Source organism: Paenibacillus litoralis (assembly GCF_046244365.1).
Classification (GTDB): Bacteria; Bacillota; Bacilli; order Paenibacillales; family NBRC-103111; genus Paenibacillus_V.
In genome coordinates this window covers 3,788,308-3,805,250 of sequence record NZ_CP176395.1, presented here as the reverse complement: position 1 = coordinate 3,805,250, position 16,943 = coordinate 3,788,308, and the positions used below count along the sequence as shown (strand labels likewise).

The 16,943-nt window shown below is 50.3% G+C and carries 16 protein-coding genes; 6 read left to right on the top strand and 10 right to left on the bottom strand.

The features are described from left to right. Positions 1–427: 427 nt before the first annotated feature. Positions 428–2,305 (top strand): ribosomal protection-like ABC-F family protein, encoded by a 1,878-nt coding sequence (gene abc-f, locus ACKGJP_RS15375; RefSeq protein ID WP_409346496.1) that lies wholly within the window; start codon positions 428–430, stop codon positions 2,303–2,305. A 466-nt stretch (positions 2,306–2,771) separates the two neighbouring features. Here the strand turns inward: abc-f and ACKGJP_RS15370 are convergent, their stop codons facing one another. Next, positions 2,772–3,167, bottom strand: a complete 396-nt coding sequence (locus ACKGJP_RS15370; protein ID WP_409346495.1) for a zinc ribbon domain-containing protein — start codon at positions 3,165–3,167, stop codon at positions 2,772–2,774. 39 nt (positions 3,168–3,206) lie between these two features. Beyond that, complete coding sequence (locus tag ACKGJP_RS15365) at positions 3,207–3,656, bottom strand: hypothetical protein (protein WP_409346494.1); 450 nt, start codon at positions 3,654–3,656, stop codon at positions 3,207–3,209. 987 nt (positions 3,657–4,643) lie between these two features. Here ACKGJP_RS15365 and ACKGJP_RS15360 point away from each other — a divergent pair. Next, complete coding sequence (locus ACKGJP_RS15360; protein WP_409346493.1) at positions 4,644–6,146, top strand: alpha/beta hydrolase family protein; 1,503 nt, start codon at positions 4,644–4,646, stop codon at positions 6,144–6,146. A gap of 428 nt (positions 6,147–6,574) precedes the next feature. Here the strand turns inward: ACKGJP_RS15360 and ACKGJP_RS15355 are convergent, their stop codons facing one another. The 5 genes from ACKGJP_RS15355 to ACKGJP_RS15335 are packed head-to-tail and all read right to left on the bottom strand — an operon-like array spanning position 6,575 to position 9,737. Continuing rightward, the gene (locus ACKGJP_RS15355; RefSeq protein ID WP_409346492.1) at positions 6,575–6,892 is read right to left on the bottom strand and encodes a hypothetical protein; all 318 of its coding nucleotides are present in this window, start codon (positions 6,890–6,892) and stop codon (positions 6,575–6,577) included. A gap of 26 nt (positions 6,893–6,918) precedes the next feature. Next, a complete protein-coding gene (locus ACKGJP_RS15350) occupies positions 6,919–7,803 on the bottom strand; it encodes a serine/threonine protein kinase (protein WP_409346491.1) in 885 nt (294 codons plus the stop codon). After that, positions 7,796–8,362, bottom strand: coding sequence for a GrpB family protein (locus ACKGJP_RS15345; RefSeq protein ID WP_409346490.1), 567 nt, complete (start codon positions 8,360–8,362; stop codon positions 7,796–7,798). The genes ACKGJP_RS15350 and ACKGJP_RS15345 overlap by 8 nt, the downstream gene beginning before the upstream one ends. 34 nt (positions 8,363–8,396) lie before the next feature. Then, the gene (locus ACKGJP_RS15340) at positions 8,397–8,888 is read right to left on the bottom strand and encodes an SMI1/KNR4 family protein (protein ID WP_409346489.1); all 492 of its coding nucleotides are present in this window, start codon (positions 8,886–8,888) and stop codon (positions 8,397–8,399) included. 27 nt (positions 8,889–8,915) lie between these two features. Further along, a complete protein-coding gene (locus ACKGJP_RS15335) occupies positions 8,916–9,737 on the bottom strand; it encodes a hypothetical protein (RefSeq protein WP_409346488.1) in 822 nt (273 codons plus the stop codon). Between the two features lie 173 nt (positions 9,738–9,910). Here ACKGJP_RS15335 and ACKGJP_RS15330 point away from each other — a divergent pair, with 173 nt between their 5' ends. Continuing rightward, positions 9,911–11,023, top strand: coding sequence for a Gfo/Idh/MocA family protein (locus tag ACKGJP_RS15330; protein WP_409346487.1), 1,113 nt, complete (start codon positions 9,911–9,913; stop codon positions 11,021–11,023). Positions 11,024–11,113: 90 nt separating this feature from the next. Here ACKGJP_RS15330 and ACKGJP_RS15325 read toward each other — a convergent pair whose 3' ends face one another. After that, a complete protein-coding gene (locus tag ACKGJP_RS15325; protein ID WP_409346486.1) occupies positions 11,114–11,626 on the bottom strand; it encodes a GNAT family N-acetyltransferase in 513 nt (170 codons plus the stop codon). A gap of 242 nt (positions 11,627–11,868) precedes the next feature. Between ACKGJP_RS15325 and ACKGJP_RS15320 the strand changes: the two genes are divergently transcribed. Next, a complete protein-coding gene (locus ACKGJP_RS15320) occupies positions 11,869–12,654 on the top strand; it encodes a sugar phosphate isomerase/epimerase family protein (protein WP_409346485.1) in 786 nt (261 codons plus the stop codon). A gap of 52 nt (positions 12,655–12,706) precedes the next feature. Beyond that, positions 12,707–13,315: a transglutaminase-like domain-containing protein gene (locus tag ACKGJP_RS15315; protein ID WP_409346484.1), complete on the top strand. Its 609-nt coding sequence runs from the start codon at positions 12,707–12,709 to the stop codon at positions 13,313–13,315. A 701-nt stretch (positions 13,316–14,016) separates the two neighbouring features. Here the strand turns inward: ACKGJP_RS15315 and ACKGJP_RS15310 are convergent. Continuing rightward, on the bottom strand, positions 14,017–15,156 hold the full coding sequence (locus tag ACKGJP_RS15310) for a M20/M25/M40 family metallo-hydrolase (RefSeq protein ID WP_409346483.1): 1,140 nt from the start codon (positions 15,154–15,156) through the stop codon (positions 14,017–14,019). Between the two features lie 153 nt (positions 15,157–15,309). Here ACKGJP_RS15310 and prli42 point away from each other — a divergent pair, with 153 nt between their 5' ends. Then, positions 15,310–15,417: a stressosome-associated protein Prli42 gene (prli42, locus tag ACKGJP_RS15305; protein ID WP_409346482.1), complete on the top strand. Its 108-nt coding sequence runs from the start codon at positions 15,310–15,312 to the stop codon at positions 15,415–15,417. Positions 15,418–15,536: 119 nt separating this feature from the next. Here the strand turns inward: prli42 and ACKGJP_RS15300 are convergent, their stop codons facing one another. Beyond that, positions 15,537–16,889 (bottom strand): dihydrolipoamide acetyltransferase family protein, encoded by a 1,353-nt coding sequence (locus tag ACKGJP_RS15300; protein WP_409346481.1) that lies wholly within the window; start codon positions 16,887–16,889, stop codon positions 15,537–15,539. Positions 16,890–16,943: the final 54 nt, after the last annotated feature.

Below are 16,943 nucleotides of genomic sequence, written 5' to 3'. Positions count from 1 at the left end.
TCCGCGGACTTTTGCCGCTATAATGGCACTATCTTACGAACCGGAGGTACCCACGAATCCGATGAACAACTAAAACATGAACGTTCCGAATGAACTTGAATGCATGCCATTCAACGAGCTGCCGGCTGGCGGCGCGTACGGGATATTTATGTCCAGTTGCGGATTTGCGGGTATTTTTGCGCTCATTTTTCGGGATACGGTGCGGCTTTTCAGGCGGCCTCCTATTTCGACTCGCAGGCGCATCCCGCGTTCGGCCCGACATTTCCGTTACGCATGCTGCCGCCGGCTTCGGTTAGGCAGTTTTTTGTTTCCGCAAGCGATGCTGCGCGCTCCCTCGCGAAGCAGTCACCGGTACGACCGGAACGGCCGGCAGGAAGCCGTCGCTCGAGCGGAATCTATCATGACGGAAATCGGGAGCGGTGCCTCTATGACAATAGTTAAAGCAAAAGGCCTTTCCAAGGAATGGAACGGAATGCCTCTTTTTCAGCAAATAGACATGGAAATGTACGCCGGCGAGCATATCGCCCTCTTCGGGCCGAACGGCGTCGGCAAAACGACTATATTGCTGGCTCTGCTCGGAAAAATGACGCTCGATTCGGGTACGATCGAACGGCGGGTGCCGCTGGAGGACTGGGGCTGGCTGGATCAGCATATGACCGCCGAACCGCAGTTATCGACGCTGGAATTCGTGCTTGGGGGAAAGCCGGAGCTCGCGGAAGCAAGAACCGCCCTGCAGACGTCCCAAACGAAGTTGGGCGACGGATCGCTGACGGCGGAGGAGTCCGCTTCTTGGATGGAGCGATATGCGCAAGCATTCGAAGCCTTTCTTGCGTTGGACGGCTACGATTGGGAGACGAAAGCGGAGAAAAGCATGCAGCGGCTCAAGCTGGAGCCCTATCTATGGCTCGAGCCGTTCGCTCAGCTTAGCGGCGGACAAAAAACGAAGGCGCAAATCGCCAGACTGATCGTCGCCGAGCCGAAGGTACTTGTGCTGGACGAACCGACGAACCATCTCGACCGCGAAACGCTCGACTGGCTGGAACGGTGGCTGCAAACGTATGCAGGCGCCGTTCTGCTCGTCTCCCATGATCGCGCATTTCTCGACCGGGTTGCCCACGCTATTTATGAGATCACGCCGTCCGGAAGCAAACGATATACCGGAGGCTACACGGCCTACCGCAAGCAAAAGCAGCTTGAGCTGCAGACCCAAGAGGGGCTGTTCCGGAAGCAGGAGCAGGAAAAGGCGGATCTGCTTGCCGCCATTCAGCGCTATAAGCAGTGGTTTCAAGTCGCGCACCGCGATGCGGCCAAGGTCGAAGATCCTGCCACCAAAGGTTTTTGGCAAGCGAGAGCAGGCAAGAACGTATCGCGCTTCCATGCGAAGGAAAAGGCGCTGGAGCGCCTTGAGGAAAACCGGGTAGAAAAGCCGCGGCAAGGTCCGAGCGTCCATGTCCATTTCGGGCAGGACGCGATAACCGCGAATACGCTGCTTCAAGCGGAGCGAATATCGTTCGGTTACGGCGAGGAACCCAAGCTGTTAAGCGATGTTTCGCTTAGCGTACGGCGTGGCGACCGCGTGGCGGTTATCGGCCCGAACGGCGCGGGCAAAACGACGCTGCTCAAGCTGCTCCTAGGTATGCTGCAGCCGGACTCCGGAACGGTGATCCGTAACCCGCAAGTGAAACCAGGCTACTTCTCGCAGGAGCTCGAGCAGCTGGAAACCGGGGAGTCCGCACTCGACCAGCTGCTTGGTCTGCCCGGCATGACCCAGTCGCATGCCCGCACGATACTCGGCTGCTTTCTCTTTTCGCGCGACGATGCGTTTAAGAAGCCGGAAACGATGAGCATGGGCGAAAAATGCCGGCTCGCCTTCATCAAGCTGTATTTTAGCGGCGCCAACCTGCTCGTGCTCGACGAACCGACGAATTACCTCGACGTCGACACCCGCGAACGGATGGAGGAAGCGTTCCAAAGCTTCCCCGGCACGATCGTCCTAGTGTCCCATGACCGGTATTTGATCGACAAGCTGGCTACGCGTATCGTCCTGTTAGACGGCGGTACCGTCACGCTGTATGAAGGCGCCTACCGGGAATTTATTGAGCGGAACGCGGCGAATGGCCCGGTCTCTCCGGAGCTTCAGTCGCTCGTTAACGATTTGCAGCGGCTGGAGCTGACCTTCAACACGCTTATGAGCAAAGAAACAGGGTCTGGTCAAGAGGAATATGATCGGCTGTTGACTCAGGTTAGAACGGTGCAAGAAGAGATGGAAAACGTTAAGCAGCGGATGGAGGACTTGCGGAAGTAAGCACGGAGGGAGACTCGTCGAAACGCGTCTCCCTTCGTTTTTGCCGTTTCCGGTAATTCGACTGAAGCTGTCTAAAATCCTCATACGGGAAAGGATAACATCCTTGAGTGTCATATCGTTCTTTAATTTCTGCGAACAATTCTTTCAGGGTAGGCTCGCCACTCTCGAATAACGATTCTATTTCCACTAATCAGAAACCCTTTCTATGAACTATCTTTCCTGTACGATTTTTTTAATATAGACCCTCGACGTAAACTTAATACTTATATCTAAGCTAAAGTACTTTACCGTGCATGTTACTCATCGGCATGCTTTTCCACTTGCTCCATAAGGTCGCACCGTAACCAATCCGCAAGTAATGGATATCAAAAGAGATATGATTGCGACGATCTCCATTTCTTCACCTTTCATTCTTATTTCCTCGATGCGCAGCCCGCTTGTTTCATTCAGAATCCTCCCGCTTCACTCAACTTCCGAATAAAATATCCAATACCGTGCCTAAGCTGCCCGATTTTTTCCCTGATAAAATATCCGGATTATAGATCTCGACAAACCCGCAGTTCATACAGGAAACGAATAAAAAGTGGTTATGCTCGATGTCGAAAATTTTGCTTAATCCCGTACCGCTCATGGCCACTTCTTTAATATGGCATTCGTCATGTTTGCATTTCGCGCATGTAAACCGACTGGCTAGTATTTCTTCGATACTGAGCTCCTCATAAACCGTCTCGTAAGCAGTCGATTCGTTATCGGCGTCTGCATTTGCCTTGTCGATATGTTCGGGCAAAACCTCATGCTTACATACGGGGCAAATATGATCGACTAAGGTAACCTGCTTGCTGCACCAAGGACATTCGATCATCTGCTCTACCTCCTTATGATTTGAAGTTCGAACTCACTCTCACTTTCCGTCATATTGGATACGAACGCCCTTATAGGCCTTACGCTTTTTGAACGCATCCCCTCCACCGCTATTTACCCCAATCGTTTTCTCATTTATCCAAAAGGCATGAAATGCCGAATTTGAGCGGAATAAATTTCCCGCTTCGTTCGGCAGCGAATGACCGCGTTTAACAAGGGACATATGATAACTAAAGCCCGTTGTAGCCCCGCAATCCCGCCTGAAGTAAACCAAATCATTCCGGGTATCCGATTGTTCCATTCGTTTCAGAACGTCATTTCCGCAAAGCTTATCAGTCGCTTTAGTAATGACGGAATACAACCTAAACATCCCAAGAGAAAAAAACGCCAAAACTAACGCTAGAAATACCACTAGAACTACCGAAACCGACTTCGCAATCGTTTTTCTCCGTTCCTCTTCGTTATCGTCAGTGGACCATTTAACTACCATACATTCACTTCACTCCATCGATGAAAACCATGGCAAATCAACGCGAAAATGCCCCTATTGACATAGAATGTGACTTTTTACCTTCTTCAATCTCATTTCCATTATTATACTCTCATCGGCTTTGCTACAAGCTATTTTTATTTCAATCAACGATTATTCGAAGCGATCATGATTCGTAATCTTCATCTACATTGAGAATTGCTTCAGAGTTCCTCCCGACGTTGCACACCGGCGTCTCGATTCATAGTGTTGTAAAAAATACAACATATTCAGCACTTTCCCTTTCCAAAGCAGCCAAATGTTGTATGAAATGCAGCATTTCCTATAAATAACAGCTCTTTTCGACCCTTATACTGCGATTTTGTTGCAAAATTTACAACACTTCATCCATCCAGCCCTTTTCTGGCGCTAAAATGTTGTAAAATCTACAACATCTGACGACTCACAAGTAAGAGCAGCCCTTACCCTACTCCGGATTAACTTTCTTTCCAAACCAACCAACGCGTTCTCCTTACAGTCGCCAATGGAATGGCACTCAGTAAAAAAAGGCTAGCCAGAAAACCCGGCTGCCCTGATAATACGAAAAACGCCTTGCGGCGTCCTTGGTAACCATTATGCGTTTTCTCCATATATGATTGAAGCAGCTGCGCCAGCTTAAGATCGTCTTCTACAATCAGGATACTAAACAAAGGACTTGGCCCCTTTACTGATTTAAAAAAAACACCAGCATGCCTTCGCCAAAGAGCGATTGGAAATTACTGTGTTTCAATGGTTTGAATAGGCTGGATTAGGTTCCGTTGTAAGCTATTATAACCTGAAGCGGCACTCTTTCAAGGCTGAAAAGAAACCGTTTTACGAGTCCTCCAATACCGCAAGATCGAATTACAAACTTGTAAGGTAGATGTAAGGCAAATCGATAGCTTAGGCCAGCCTGGCAGGATAAGATTGGAAAAAACGAAAATAGAATTTTTTAAAAGGAGAATCGAGATGAGGCTGTTTGAACTGTTGCTTTTTTTGTCAAACATCGGCTTGTTTGCATTAACAGTCCTATTAAAAAAAGGACGGCGTAGAATTCCAGTATTCGTTGCAAGCGGGATCGCCACACTTTTACTGGTCATTCATTGGACGGTGGAAGAAAACAGAGTTCAGCTATTTTTCCCATATTGCATAACGATCATTTTTTTAGCCATTTCAGGTTATAGCTATTTTAAAAAAAACGGCCAAAAAAAAATCCCACGATTCACGTTGGGTTCAGCTTATACCGCTATAGCGATAATGCTGGTCGTAACAGCGGGTCTCATGTATGCTTTTCCTGTATTTAAACTACCTGAACCGGCAGGCGAATTTAAGGTAGGAACGCAAACTTTTCATTTCGTGGACACAAATAGGGAAGAGATTTTCGACGAAGCCAGAGATGGTAAGAGAGAATTGATGGTTCAGGTATGGTATCCGGCTCAAGCTGGCACCGGCAAGTACGCTCCTTTTATTCCCGATACCCGGATTTTACGTTATATGGCCACGAACTATGGCCTTCCCGGGTTTACTTTTCAACACCTGAAGTACTTATCCAGTCATGCTTATACGGGGGCCGAAGTCTCTTCGGCACAGACTTCATACCCGCTGATCCTTGCGAATCCCGGCTTCGGCTCTTCCAGGTTCCTCCATACGGCGCAAGCCGAAAATCTCGCGAGTCACGGATATATCGTGGCAGTGATCGACCACACCTACAATACATTTGCAACCGAGTTTCCGGACGGTCGAATCACGACCAGCACAACCAACGACTTATTCTCGCCCGACCATGATTACCGGACGGAAAGCGGTAATCGCGACAAGTTGGGAAAAGTTTTAACCGACGATGTGGCGTTTGCGCTGGACGAATTCGAGCTCATCCAATCGGGGCAGATTCCAAGTCATCTAAAAGGGAGGATTGATCTCGGTCATGTCGGGGTGTTCGGTCATTCCATCGGCGGAGCGACGGCCTATGACGCTTCTTATGATCCGCGAATCGCGGTTGGAATAGACTTGGATGGAGGGCTTTATCGACTGCGTGACAGAGAGGGTCTTCGAAAGCCGTTTTTGTTCATGAACTCGGAAAGCGAATTCGAAAGATTAAAGATGGTGATGGATAACCACGCCTACACGGAGGCAGAGCTTAAACGTATGGGCAACACAAGAGAGTGGATGGATCAAGTAACGGAAGACAAAAAGTTAGAGCTTGAACGGATGCGCGAAACGGTTGCTTCAGGGGGACAATTCCTCTATATCGACAATACGGAGCATTTGAATTTTACCGACATACAATTCATTTCTCCGATTTTCAAGTTGCTGGGCATAACAGGAAAAATTGCGCCCGAAAGAGCGAACTCCGTTATCAATGCCTATATGCTGGATTTCTTCGATATGTATCTGAAAAATCAAGGCGGAATCTTAATGAAAGGACCGGATAGCCGCTTTCCGGAGGTGAAGTTCGTAACCTCGCTATTATAAATAACGGAACAGGCTACCGATTTTGATATGCTCCCTTTCAAGTAGACAGGTTTAATAAATCGCTACTTGAAGGGGAGTTTTCCTTTGTCTAAGAAGAACGAATACAATGCGATTGAGAAACTAGCCATCATACAGGAGTTAAAAGCAGGACAGAGCAGCTGTGTGGAAGTAGCAAAAAAACATAACATCAGCGTTACCATCTTAGTGAAATGGTGACATCGCTATGAGCAAGGGGCGGTCTACCAATCATCAGGTACGAATAGACATTGTTCTTTACTGTCTTGCCCACGATCATGACTACCGGAAGACAGCGGAACAGTATCAGGTTTCCTATCAGGTCCCAAGTATCCGAACGGCATCTCGATGGTACAAACCGGCGCTTGAGAACCTGTCGATTCCCTGCTCCCCCACTCCTTACTTCCTACTATCTAAATAAACAAATCCAGAAACGGAATCGCCGTTATTAAATCCGCTTGATTGAGGAAAATCCCGTCCACCTGCCGCTGTACAAAATAGTCGAATGCAGCCGCTATATCGACCGGCGTATGCGCCATCGTGAGCGCCCCGGCTCGGGGGTAGACGCCGGCCAGCCGCCTCCAACCGTCGATACAGCGTACACCTTGGCCGCGGTACCGCGGCACAGATGGATAAGGCGGAAGCGGATCGCTTGTCATCACAATCGACGGGATGGTGCCGTCAAAAACAACACCTTGTGCGTTCAGCGAATATAGGGATCGATGTGGCACTGCCGTTTCAAGGATCCCCCCTACGGTTACTGCGGTGCATGATAGCGAGCGATATCCCATGCTTTTTTGAAAGCCGCTACCGTTCGGTATCTGCTCTCTCGTTCCGGACTAACCGCGCGCAAGGCTACTTCATACTGTGCGTTCCCCGCATCCCACCTGGCAAACGAGCGATCCGTCTCTCCTCCCAGCAAACCGAAAGCGATCGCACCCAGCGTAAACACATTGGTAATTCCGTCGATCGGAGCGCCCAGTTTAAATTCCTCCGGTGCTTTCAATCGTTTGGCCCCCCAAAAGCGCTCGCCAATATCATTCCAAGTCGGGGATTTTCTGTAGAAATCGATATCGCATATTTGCGTCACATGGTTCGTGAAATCGTAAAGCAGGCTCCCGTCATAAAAATCTACCGCTACATATCCCTTTGCTTCCACATACGCATGAAACGAAAAAATGGCATTCAGCGACGCCAGCCGCATTTCGACCGTCAGCTGCCTGTACCGGTAAAACGGCGAATCCGGGTGCTCGTACTTTGCCGGAGGCGGGAACGACCAATGAGGATGCAAGCATTCCCCTTCAAACCATTCGAATACGGCCGCGTAACCGTGATGGACGGGAAAATGCTTCAGCAGCTTGATCAGATGCGGATGTTTCAGCGCCGAATATAGAGGCATCGCTTCCATTAATCGCCTTACGGCGTCCTTCGGGCTGCCGATATATTCCATAGGTCTTGCGCCGGCAACCTTCACGAACGTTTTTTGGCCGTCTCTTTCCACGCCGAAACATATATTGCCGGAGTCCTGTTGATCAAAAACGCGCCATACGCAGCCAAGCTGCTGCAGCCAATCAAAAGCAAACGGTTCTTGTAGCTGAAACGTAACTTCGTCAAGCGTAATGGTGATCGGCGTTTTATCCATTTGCCCCTCCTATGCGAGGCGGACATATGGCGTTTGAAGGAGCTTCTTCCGCTTCCGACATGGCCAATTGAATGATCGACTGAATAAATGGCGCCTTCGCCTCCGTATAAGCAGCGCGGTCTTGTTTATGCTTACTTATCAGGGTTACCTTCAGCTCATGGTACTCCTGCATCGCTGCCGGATGGGAACGAAGATAGTTGCGAAACAGCAGATTGGATCTCCAGTGCGTGCCATTAATCCGGTAAACGTGCAAATGATGCGTCCCGGCCCGCCACTCGCCTCTTCGGAAAAATTTTCGTTCCGGAAAATGAGAATGATCGACATGTGTGTATCCCAAGCTCCTAAGCGCATCGACATGCTTTTCAGTTAGGTCACTGAGTTCAAGTACGCCTGCCATCATATCGATGACCGGCTTGGCTGCTAAGCCCGGGACCGAAGTGCTGCCGATATGCTCGATCCCGGCTAAAATATCGTTCAGCGCATCCGCGATCTTCCCTTTTTCTCGCTCATATTCATTCTCCCACTCCGGGTTATGACCGGTCACCACAACCTCTTCCATAAGCACCCCTTTTCCAGCGGTCAGCCGCTGACTTTTATTCGGTGGAATCGTAAGCGTCGCCAAGCGAAATAAAATCTTCTTTAAGCCAGTACCATCTGTCCCCTTTGCTTTCGACAAGGCTTGCGAGCATTTCCGTAAAGGAACGGGCTATGATTGCACAATCTCCCATTATACCATGACGATCCCAAAAGCTGTCAAAGCACCTCCCAGCACGTTTTGGATGCAGATCAATCGTCAAATACTCCCCGTTCCCGTTGTCCGCAATCATGTACCAATGCGACGATATGTCTTCTTCGCAAAGCTCCCCGACAAGGATCGGATTCGCTAAAACAAACTTTTCCGGCGGTACGATATGCACGGGATAACCCTTGTTTTCGTATAAAGTCAATCCCCCGCACAGTTGATAAAATTGCCATACATCCGGAGGAAGAGGATGCAGTTCGTTTGTCGCCGGAATACCGGCAGGCACTTCTATTGTGCAGTAAGGCATACTGATGATTTGCTGGATTAACAAAGGAATATCCATTATAATGACCTCCCGGACGATACGACTTCATTGTGTTTCCGAGCTGGCTAGAAAACCAGTCCGCTCCAATCGGCGCTCTATGTCAGCATAAAGCTCCCGCCAATTGTGACCGTCAACCTCGTATTCGTAAGTCGTCATAATACCCAGTGATAAAATGATTTCTTCTATCCGCGCACGATAAGTAAAAAAATGAAGCACGCCTTCCATTCCGCTCCATTCGTTAACTATGCCGATAGGAGTTTTACTTATATGCTCGGCTACTCGGATCCTCCATAATTCCCCCTTGACTCGGGATGCGAATTGAATCGTATCGTCTACATTCCTGCCCTTAAAATAAACACAAATTTGATGATAACCTGCGAACACACTCGCAATCGCCTTACAGTACTCGACAATCTCTCTTTCCCCCGCATTACGGAATTTCATCTCATTAATTGGATTTTGCAACCATACGCTGTCCATGATGTAACTTGATCTCCTGGAGCATGTCTTCATCCATTTTCTCATTCGTGCTAAACTATACTCAACAAAATAGGCAACACTAACTTTAGGATTGAACTCATCGCCAATATCCCATTGCTGGAGAATCCGAATAAGCTGTTGCTCGTTCGGAAAACAAGCTATGACATCCCCGATACTGATAAACCGATACGAGTCGTGATCCAGCGTAAAAGGAGACAGAAAGGGATACGTCAGAGATAAACTTTCATAAGCTTCACTGGAAATACCGGCTATGCGATAGAGATCATTTGGATAATTGGAGAAGTCCTCTGTATATAATTCGGCCTGATTTTTGGTGCAGCCATTTTGAAGCTGTTGTTTTCCCGGTGCCGGGCAGTCCCTCGACAAAAACGATAGTTCCTTTATTCCCCATTCGATTCGCCTCGTTTCAGAACGTTTTCCCTGCCCGCAGGATCTCAGAGAGTCTCATTTCATCGACTAAAACTCTATTATTCTTCTATCGTTTCATACGGTATGATGGAATGGTCAAGGATATCCATAATCTAGAAAGCAGGGGTACGATGAAAACGATCCATTTGGGCATGATTGGTAGCGGCCATGTCAGCGACCGTTACTTCGAGCAGGCAGCCATGCTGGAAGGGGTGCGCTTCGTCGCTACTTGCTCGAGAAGCTTGGAAAATGCAAGACGGAAGGCCGCAGCGCATCAAGTGCCTCGTTGGTATGACGACTACCGTGAGATGATGGATAAGGAAGAGCTTGATGCCGTTGTCGTAACGACTCCCCATTCCGCTCATGCGGAGCCCGTACTGGCCGCTCTTGAACGAGGGCTTCACGTGCTGAATGAGAAACCGATGGCCACTTCCTTCGAGGACTGCCAAAGAATGGTACGTCTCGCAGAAGAAAAGCAGGCCGTATTCTTGAGCTTGCCGTTCGATCTGCACCCTGCCCTCCTGGCGGCAGCCGAATTCGTGGACGAGCGGTACATCGGTAAAATTACAGGAGCCGAAGCGCAGCTTTCCTTGCAAGGACCATGGCGGGACAACTGGTACTATGATAAAACGATCGCCCACGGGGGCGCCGTGCTCGACTGTCTCGTTTACCCAGTCAGCCGCCTAATCGCTTTATTGGGGCCCGCGGTTAGCGTCATGGCGGAGGTAAACACATTGATTCCGAAACGAATCGTCGGCGGGGGCAAAAAAGTGATGAGCGACGTCGATGACAACGTAACGGTAATCGTCGAATTTCAAGGCGGACAGCATGCCGTCATTCGTACGCTGTGGGGAATGTCGTTCAAGCAAAATAACACCCTGATTTACGGCCGTAACGGGACAGTCGCTTTGAATGACAGCGGGTTTCCTTTGGTTATTCACTCCCCAGGGCAAGCGCTTTTGGATGCTGAAAAGGTGATCTGGCGCGGGATCGACGAATGCTATGTGCCGCATGGAACAATCGCCTCGTTCCCGAATGAGCCTGTCATGGCGCATTTCGTTACCTGCGTTCGAAGCGGAGTACATCCCGTTCAATCCGGCAGGCAGCAGCTTCACGTTCACGAAATCCTGTTCGGCGCATACCGTTCGGCGGAAACTGGCAAACGCTATGAATTATCCACTACTTTTACATCATGGAATAAACGGAAGTCCGGCATTTTCGATACCCGCAGCGAGTTTTTGTAAACTGTATTACAGGGGGAGCTTTCCGCTTACTGGCTAATTCTTACTGCTCCTCCTGCCTATGTCCCTTCCAGCCCCTTTCCCCTTGCAGCATCAGAGACTCACGATCATGGTGATCGAGGTTCCTGCCTCTCCCGCTTCTTTAAACCCCATTCGTCTATATAAATCCGCTGCCGGATTGCGGGGATCCACGCTTAGCGAAATTCTTTTCAATCCCAGCAGCTTGCTTTCGTTCAACAGCTTTTGAAGCAGAGACGTCCCTATTCCCATCCCTCTATATTCGGCTTTTACCGCAATGGTCAATTCCGGCGTTTCCTCATCCATATAGCCATAGCCTCGATTATCTTTAGTAAAATACCTCATCATCACGGAACCCATTGACCGTCCCGACTGATCGATGGCCACATAGCCGCGATCCCCTTCCCGTCCCCACCCTTCCACGTATTTAGAGATGGACGGTTCTTTGATTACCTTTCTGTCGAAAAGCTCTCCGCCCTCCGGGACGTATAAGGAGTCGTACAACATTTCCCATAAAAAGGGCACATCCTGAAGCGTTACGGCTCTAATGGAAAACGTTTCGCGAGATGCTCCGTTCGGCTTACTCATTCTTATACTCTCCTATCTATTCCACAGACTGTCGTTTTCTTCATTCTACTATCATCAACCGTAAACTTCGCGGGAGAAAACGATTGTAATTCAACTCTCCTGTAGACATGACCTAGTTCGAAACAAACCGGATAAGACGAACTGTGAGAAAAGCGGTAGTCGCATACGGCCAGCATACAAATGCCCTATTTTTCCATGATATACTGACTACACATGAAAACACTTGGAACGGAGGCACGACGATGAAGCTTGGTATGCCTAGCCTGATCGAATATGGAACCCTTGAAGAAAACGCGGCGCTTTGCCGGGAGCTCGAGCTCGATTTTATCGAATTGAATATGAATCTTCCGATTTGTATGCCGGAGTCGCTGCCGTCTACGAGTATTCGTTTTATACGCGAGCAATACGGTATCGATTTTACGATTCATCTACCGGAGGAGCTGGACTTATCTTCATTCCATCCTGCCATTCGCAAAGGTCATGTCGAACGCTGCAAAGAATCTCTGATTTGGGCAAGCGAAGCAGGAATTCGGACGCTAAATATGCACTTGAACACCGGGATTTATTTTACATTGCCGCATGAGAAGGTTTGGATCAATGAGTCGTTCGAAAACCGTTTTGCCGAACTGCTGGAGGAATCCTGCACCGAGCTGTATCCGCTTGCCGAATCTTATGGAATCGAACTCTGTATCGAAAACACCTGCAATTTCCATATTCCGTTCGTTCGCAGGACGATTGATCGCCTTGCCCGTCAATTTAGGCCGTTCAGTCTGACCTGGGATGCAGGTCACGACGCGAAAACGAATTTTCAAGAGCAGCCGGTCTTTGAAGCGTACAACGATCGTATCCGTCATATGCATCTGCATGATTTTAACGGCAAGTCCGATCATTTGCCTTTGTTCACAGGCCATGTTCCCATCCGGGAAAGGCTTCGTTTAGCTGAAGAGAATAACATCTCCGTCGTGATAGAGGTGAAAACAAGCGAAGCGTTGAAACAATCCATTCGGCTGTTGAGAAATAACGATTGAATCTGCTTTCTTTTTATTGCATAATTATTCATTATTGTGAGTAAGGGAGGCTATGAAAATGATTCTTCAGTCAGAAAGACTGGAAGATTATTTAGCAGCTAGCGAAGACGTCGATTATCAACACCCTGCCGTGACAGCCGTACGCGATCGATTGGCAGAAGCCACATCCGATGAAGTCGAGAGAATAAAGCTCGCCTTCGAGTTCGTACGCGACGAAATCGCGCATTCCTGGGACATTCAGAGTCATCTGATCACGCGAAAAGCATCCGAAGCACTTTTGGATGGGGAAGGCATTTGCTATGCCAAGTCCAATCTTCTGGCCGCTTTACTTCGCGCGCTCGGCATACCGGCGGGTTTTTGCTACCAGCGTCTTACGCTCGGCGACACCCCGGATACCGGCTACTGCTTGCATGCGTTGAATGGGGTTTACGTAAGCTCGCTTCAGAAGTGGATCCGTCTTGATGCGCGGGGGAATAAACCGGGGATCGAGGCTGAATTTTCGCTAGAGGAAGAGAAGCTCGCATTCCCCATTCGCTGCGATTACGATGAAATCGACTACCCGATCATCTATTTCGAACCTAACAAGAAAACGATGGACTGTTTGCGGGCGCATGCCGACTGCCGAGACATGTACCGGAACGGTTTGCCGACAGAGTTATAGGGGGAGATGTTAGTTACTCGTACATCAAGGATGTACTTTGGTAAGTAAGGCTATGTTGGTTGCAAGGACGGCATTCGGGGGGCTGCTCCGATCCTGAACTGGGGTTTTCCGTTCTGATCGCAACCCGGATCGATCCGGCATTGAGTAAGTGTTTTTCTTTCATCCGCATGATCCCGAGTGAACGTAAGTTCACTATTTATGAACCTACATTCACTATTTTTACTCCATTCCCCTATTTCCGGGCGGATAGTGAAGCAAACGGGACTATTTGGCCGTGAGGTTCACTATTAGTGAAGTTTGCTTCACAATTCCGCATGTAGGACCGTTTAGGGGATCAGATAGTGAAGTTAGGTTCAGTAATAGTGAACTTGGGCTCACTAACTAGTCCAGGCATCCTCTTTTTCTGTGGGGCCGTTTGTTAGGAGATGTTTATGGGGGCTCGCAAGAAAGGGACCATCACTCGGTAGCTACTCTCATCGTTGTTGGTGACGATGAAAAAAGACCTTGCTAAGCATCCTGGTGCTTAGCGAGGTCTTTTTTAGTTTACCAGAGTGTCAAGGTTCCTAGGGTTCCTTGGCCCACAGAAATACCCGGGTGTTAGAGCCCCTAGGTTTTAAGGGGTTCCGGGGTTCCCCATACCCGAAACTGCCGGATGTCCGAGTCCAAAGCTTGCCGGAATCCTCCTGTCCCTCCCGGTTTCCTTATCCGCGCTTCAACGCTGCGGCTTCCTGTACGATGGCGAGCACCGCTTGCGCCGTGTCGACGAGCTCGCTGAGCGGAATTTGCTCCTTCGTCGTGTGGATATGCTCGTAGCCTACGGCCAGGTTGACGGTTGGCACGCCCATGCCGTTAAACACATTGGCGTCGCTCCCGCCGCCGGAGTGAAAGGTCGTCGGGGTCTTGCCGATTTTGCGCAGCGCAGCGCTCGCCAGCTTCACGACCTCGGACGACTCGTCGTACATGAACGACGGATAAATAAGCTCATGCTTGAACTCGACCGTTCCGCCCATTTCCTTGGCAGCCGACTCCGAGGCTTGACGCATGGCCTCGATCTGCTTGTCGAGCTTATCGCCGACTATGCTGCGAGCCTCAGCCTGAAGCGTTACCGAATCGCATACGATGTTGGTCGCGCCTCCGCCCATGAAGCTGCCGATGTTGGCGGTCGTTTCCTTGTCGATGCGGCCTAGCGGCATGCGAGCCACCGCTTTGCTGGCAACCGTGATCGCACTCACGCCATCCTCGGGATTAACGCCGGCATGCGCCGACTTGCCGCCGAAAATAATCGTAATCTTCGCTTGCGATGGCGCGGCTACGGCGATTTGGCCGACTTTACCGTTCGAGTCCAGCGCGAAGCCGAATTGCGCGTCCAGCCATTTCGAATCCATAGCGCGCGCGCCGATCAAACCGGACTCTTCGCCGACCGTAATGACGAACTGCACTTGGCCGTGCTCGATCTTCTGCTCCTGCAGGACGCGAACCGCTTCGAGCATTGCAGCCAGACCTGCCTTGTCGTCGCTGCCGAGAATCGTCGTGCCGTCTCCTCTTATGTAGCCGTCGTCGTCCAGCCGCGGCTTGATGCCTTTGCCCGGGACGACCGTATCCATATGCGAAGTAAAGAAAATGGCGGGTGCATCCGAGCCGCCTGCCGTAGCCGGCAGCGTGCAGATAAGATTGCCTGCTCCATGACCCGTTTTGGCCGCTGCGTCGTCTTCTTCCACTTTCATGCCGAGCGAAGCGAACTTCTGCTTAAGTACTTTGCTGATCTCCTGCTCGTGCTTCGTTTCGCTGTCCACCCGGACAAGCTCGAAAAACTCTTCCATCAAACGTTCCTGCCGAATCATCGGACTTCCCTCCGCTCAGGTAAATAGGTTACAATATAAGGGACTGCCCAGCTTCTAAAGCACGCCTGCGCGCTTGCGCCAAGGAAGCCATGGTTCCAGTATAACCAAAATTCGAAACCCGCCACAAGCAATCATAAATAAGGAGTCGATCGCATGTCCCGCCGCAACAAGCTATGGTTTCGCGTTATCATCTATGTCGTTCTCATAACGATGGTGTTGTCCAGCATCATCCTGGCCATTACATCAGCCGTTACCATGTAACGACGGACTAGCCCCGAGTAAACCAGCGAAAAAAGCGAGAGTTTCGGCATACGCCGCGACAGCTCGCTTTTTTGGCATGGCTCTGCATGCAAACGCTGACCTTTTACCGGTACTCCCGATTAGAACAGCTTCGTTTCCAGATTGTAGCTCTCCAGGTTTTCTTTCACCCGCTGCAGGAAGCGGCCGCAAATAACGCCGTCCAAAATCCGGTGATCCAGCGACAGGCACATATTGGCGATCGATCTTACCGCGATCATATCTTGAATGACGACCGGCTTCTTGACGATCGATTCGAACGTCACGATGGCGGCTTGCGGATAGTTAATGATCGGATACGACAAAATCGAGCCGAACGAGCCGGTATTGTTGACGGTAAACGTACCACCCGTCATTTCGCTGAGGCTCAGCTTGCCAGCGCGCCCTCTTTTGGTCAGATCGTCGATTTCCTGGGCAAGACCCGCAACGGTCTTCTGATCGGCCTTCTTGATGACCGGAGCAAGCACCGAATCCTCGGTACCGACCAGCAGCGACAAGTTGATGTCTTTCTTGACAATGATTTTATCCACGGCCCATACCGAATTCATGATCGGATAATCCTTAATGGCATTAACGACGGCTTTTAACACGAAGGCCAAGTAGGTCAGATTGAAGCCTTCCTTGCGGATAAACTCGTCCTTCCATTTGTTCCTGAGCACGACGAGGTTGGTCACATCCACCTCGATCATCGTCCAGGCATGCGGGATTTCCGTCACGCTTTGACGGGTATTTCTCGCGATCGTGCTGCGAATCGGGGTCACGTCGATAAACGTTTCGCCGCGTCCTTCGACCGTTTGACCGACCGTTTCGATTTTTGGCGTCGGGGGATTTTCCGAAAGGTGCATCCCCGTCGACCTCACCGGAGCCCGGTCCGGCTCGGGAATTGCAACCGGAGCTTGCGAGCGGATCGGCTTGCCGTTCTCTACGTATTGTAAAATATCCTTGCGAGTAATGCGTCCGCCAAGGCCCGTTCCTTGCACCTGCTCGAGCCCGACGCCATGCTCCTCGGCAAGCCTGAGCACGGCAGGGGAGTAACGGTGGCGCAGCGAGCCTTCCTCGTCCGGGATGCTTGCCGCGTTTCTGTTTTTCAGCGCCGCAGGAGCCGTATGTACCGGTTCATGTCCGCTTCCCGCAGCGGCGGCGATCGGTTGACCCGCCGGTTCAACGACAGCTGCTGCTGCCTGACCCGGCTCCTCGATTATACACATCGGTGCACCCACATCCGCGGTTTCGCCTTCCTGAACGAGTATCGTTTTCAGTACGCCTTCGATCGGACAAGGCATCTCGACGGTCACTTTCTCCGTCACGAGTTCGCAAATGATATCGTACTGCTCGATATAGTCGCCCGGCTTTCTAAGCCACTTCGCCACTGTCGCGGAAACGAGACTCTCCGCCAAATGCGGCACCGTCACTTCCGTACCACGCACGTTGTTCATCGTATACCTCCTACATTGTCCCTGCAGCATGATCCCCGCCAGCCGATCCGAATC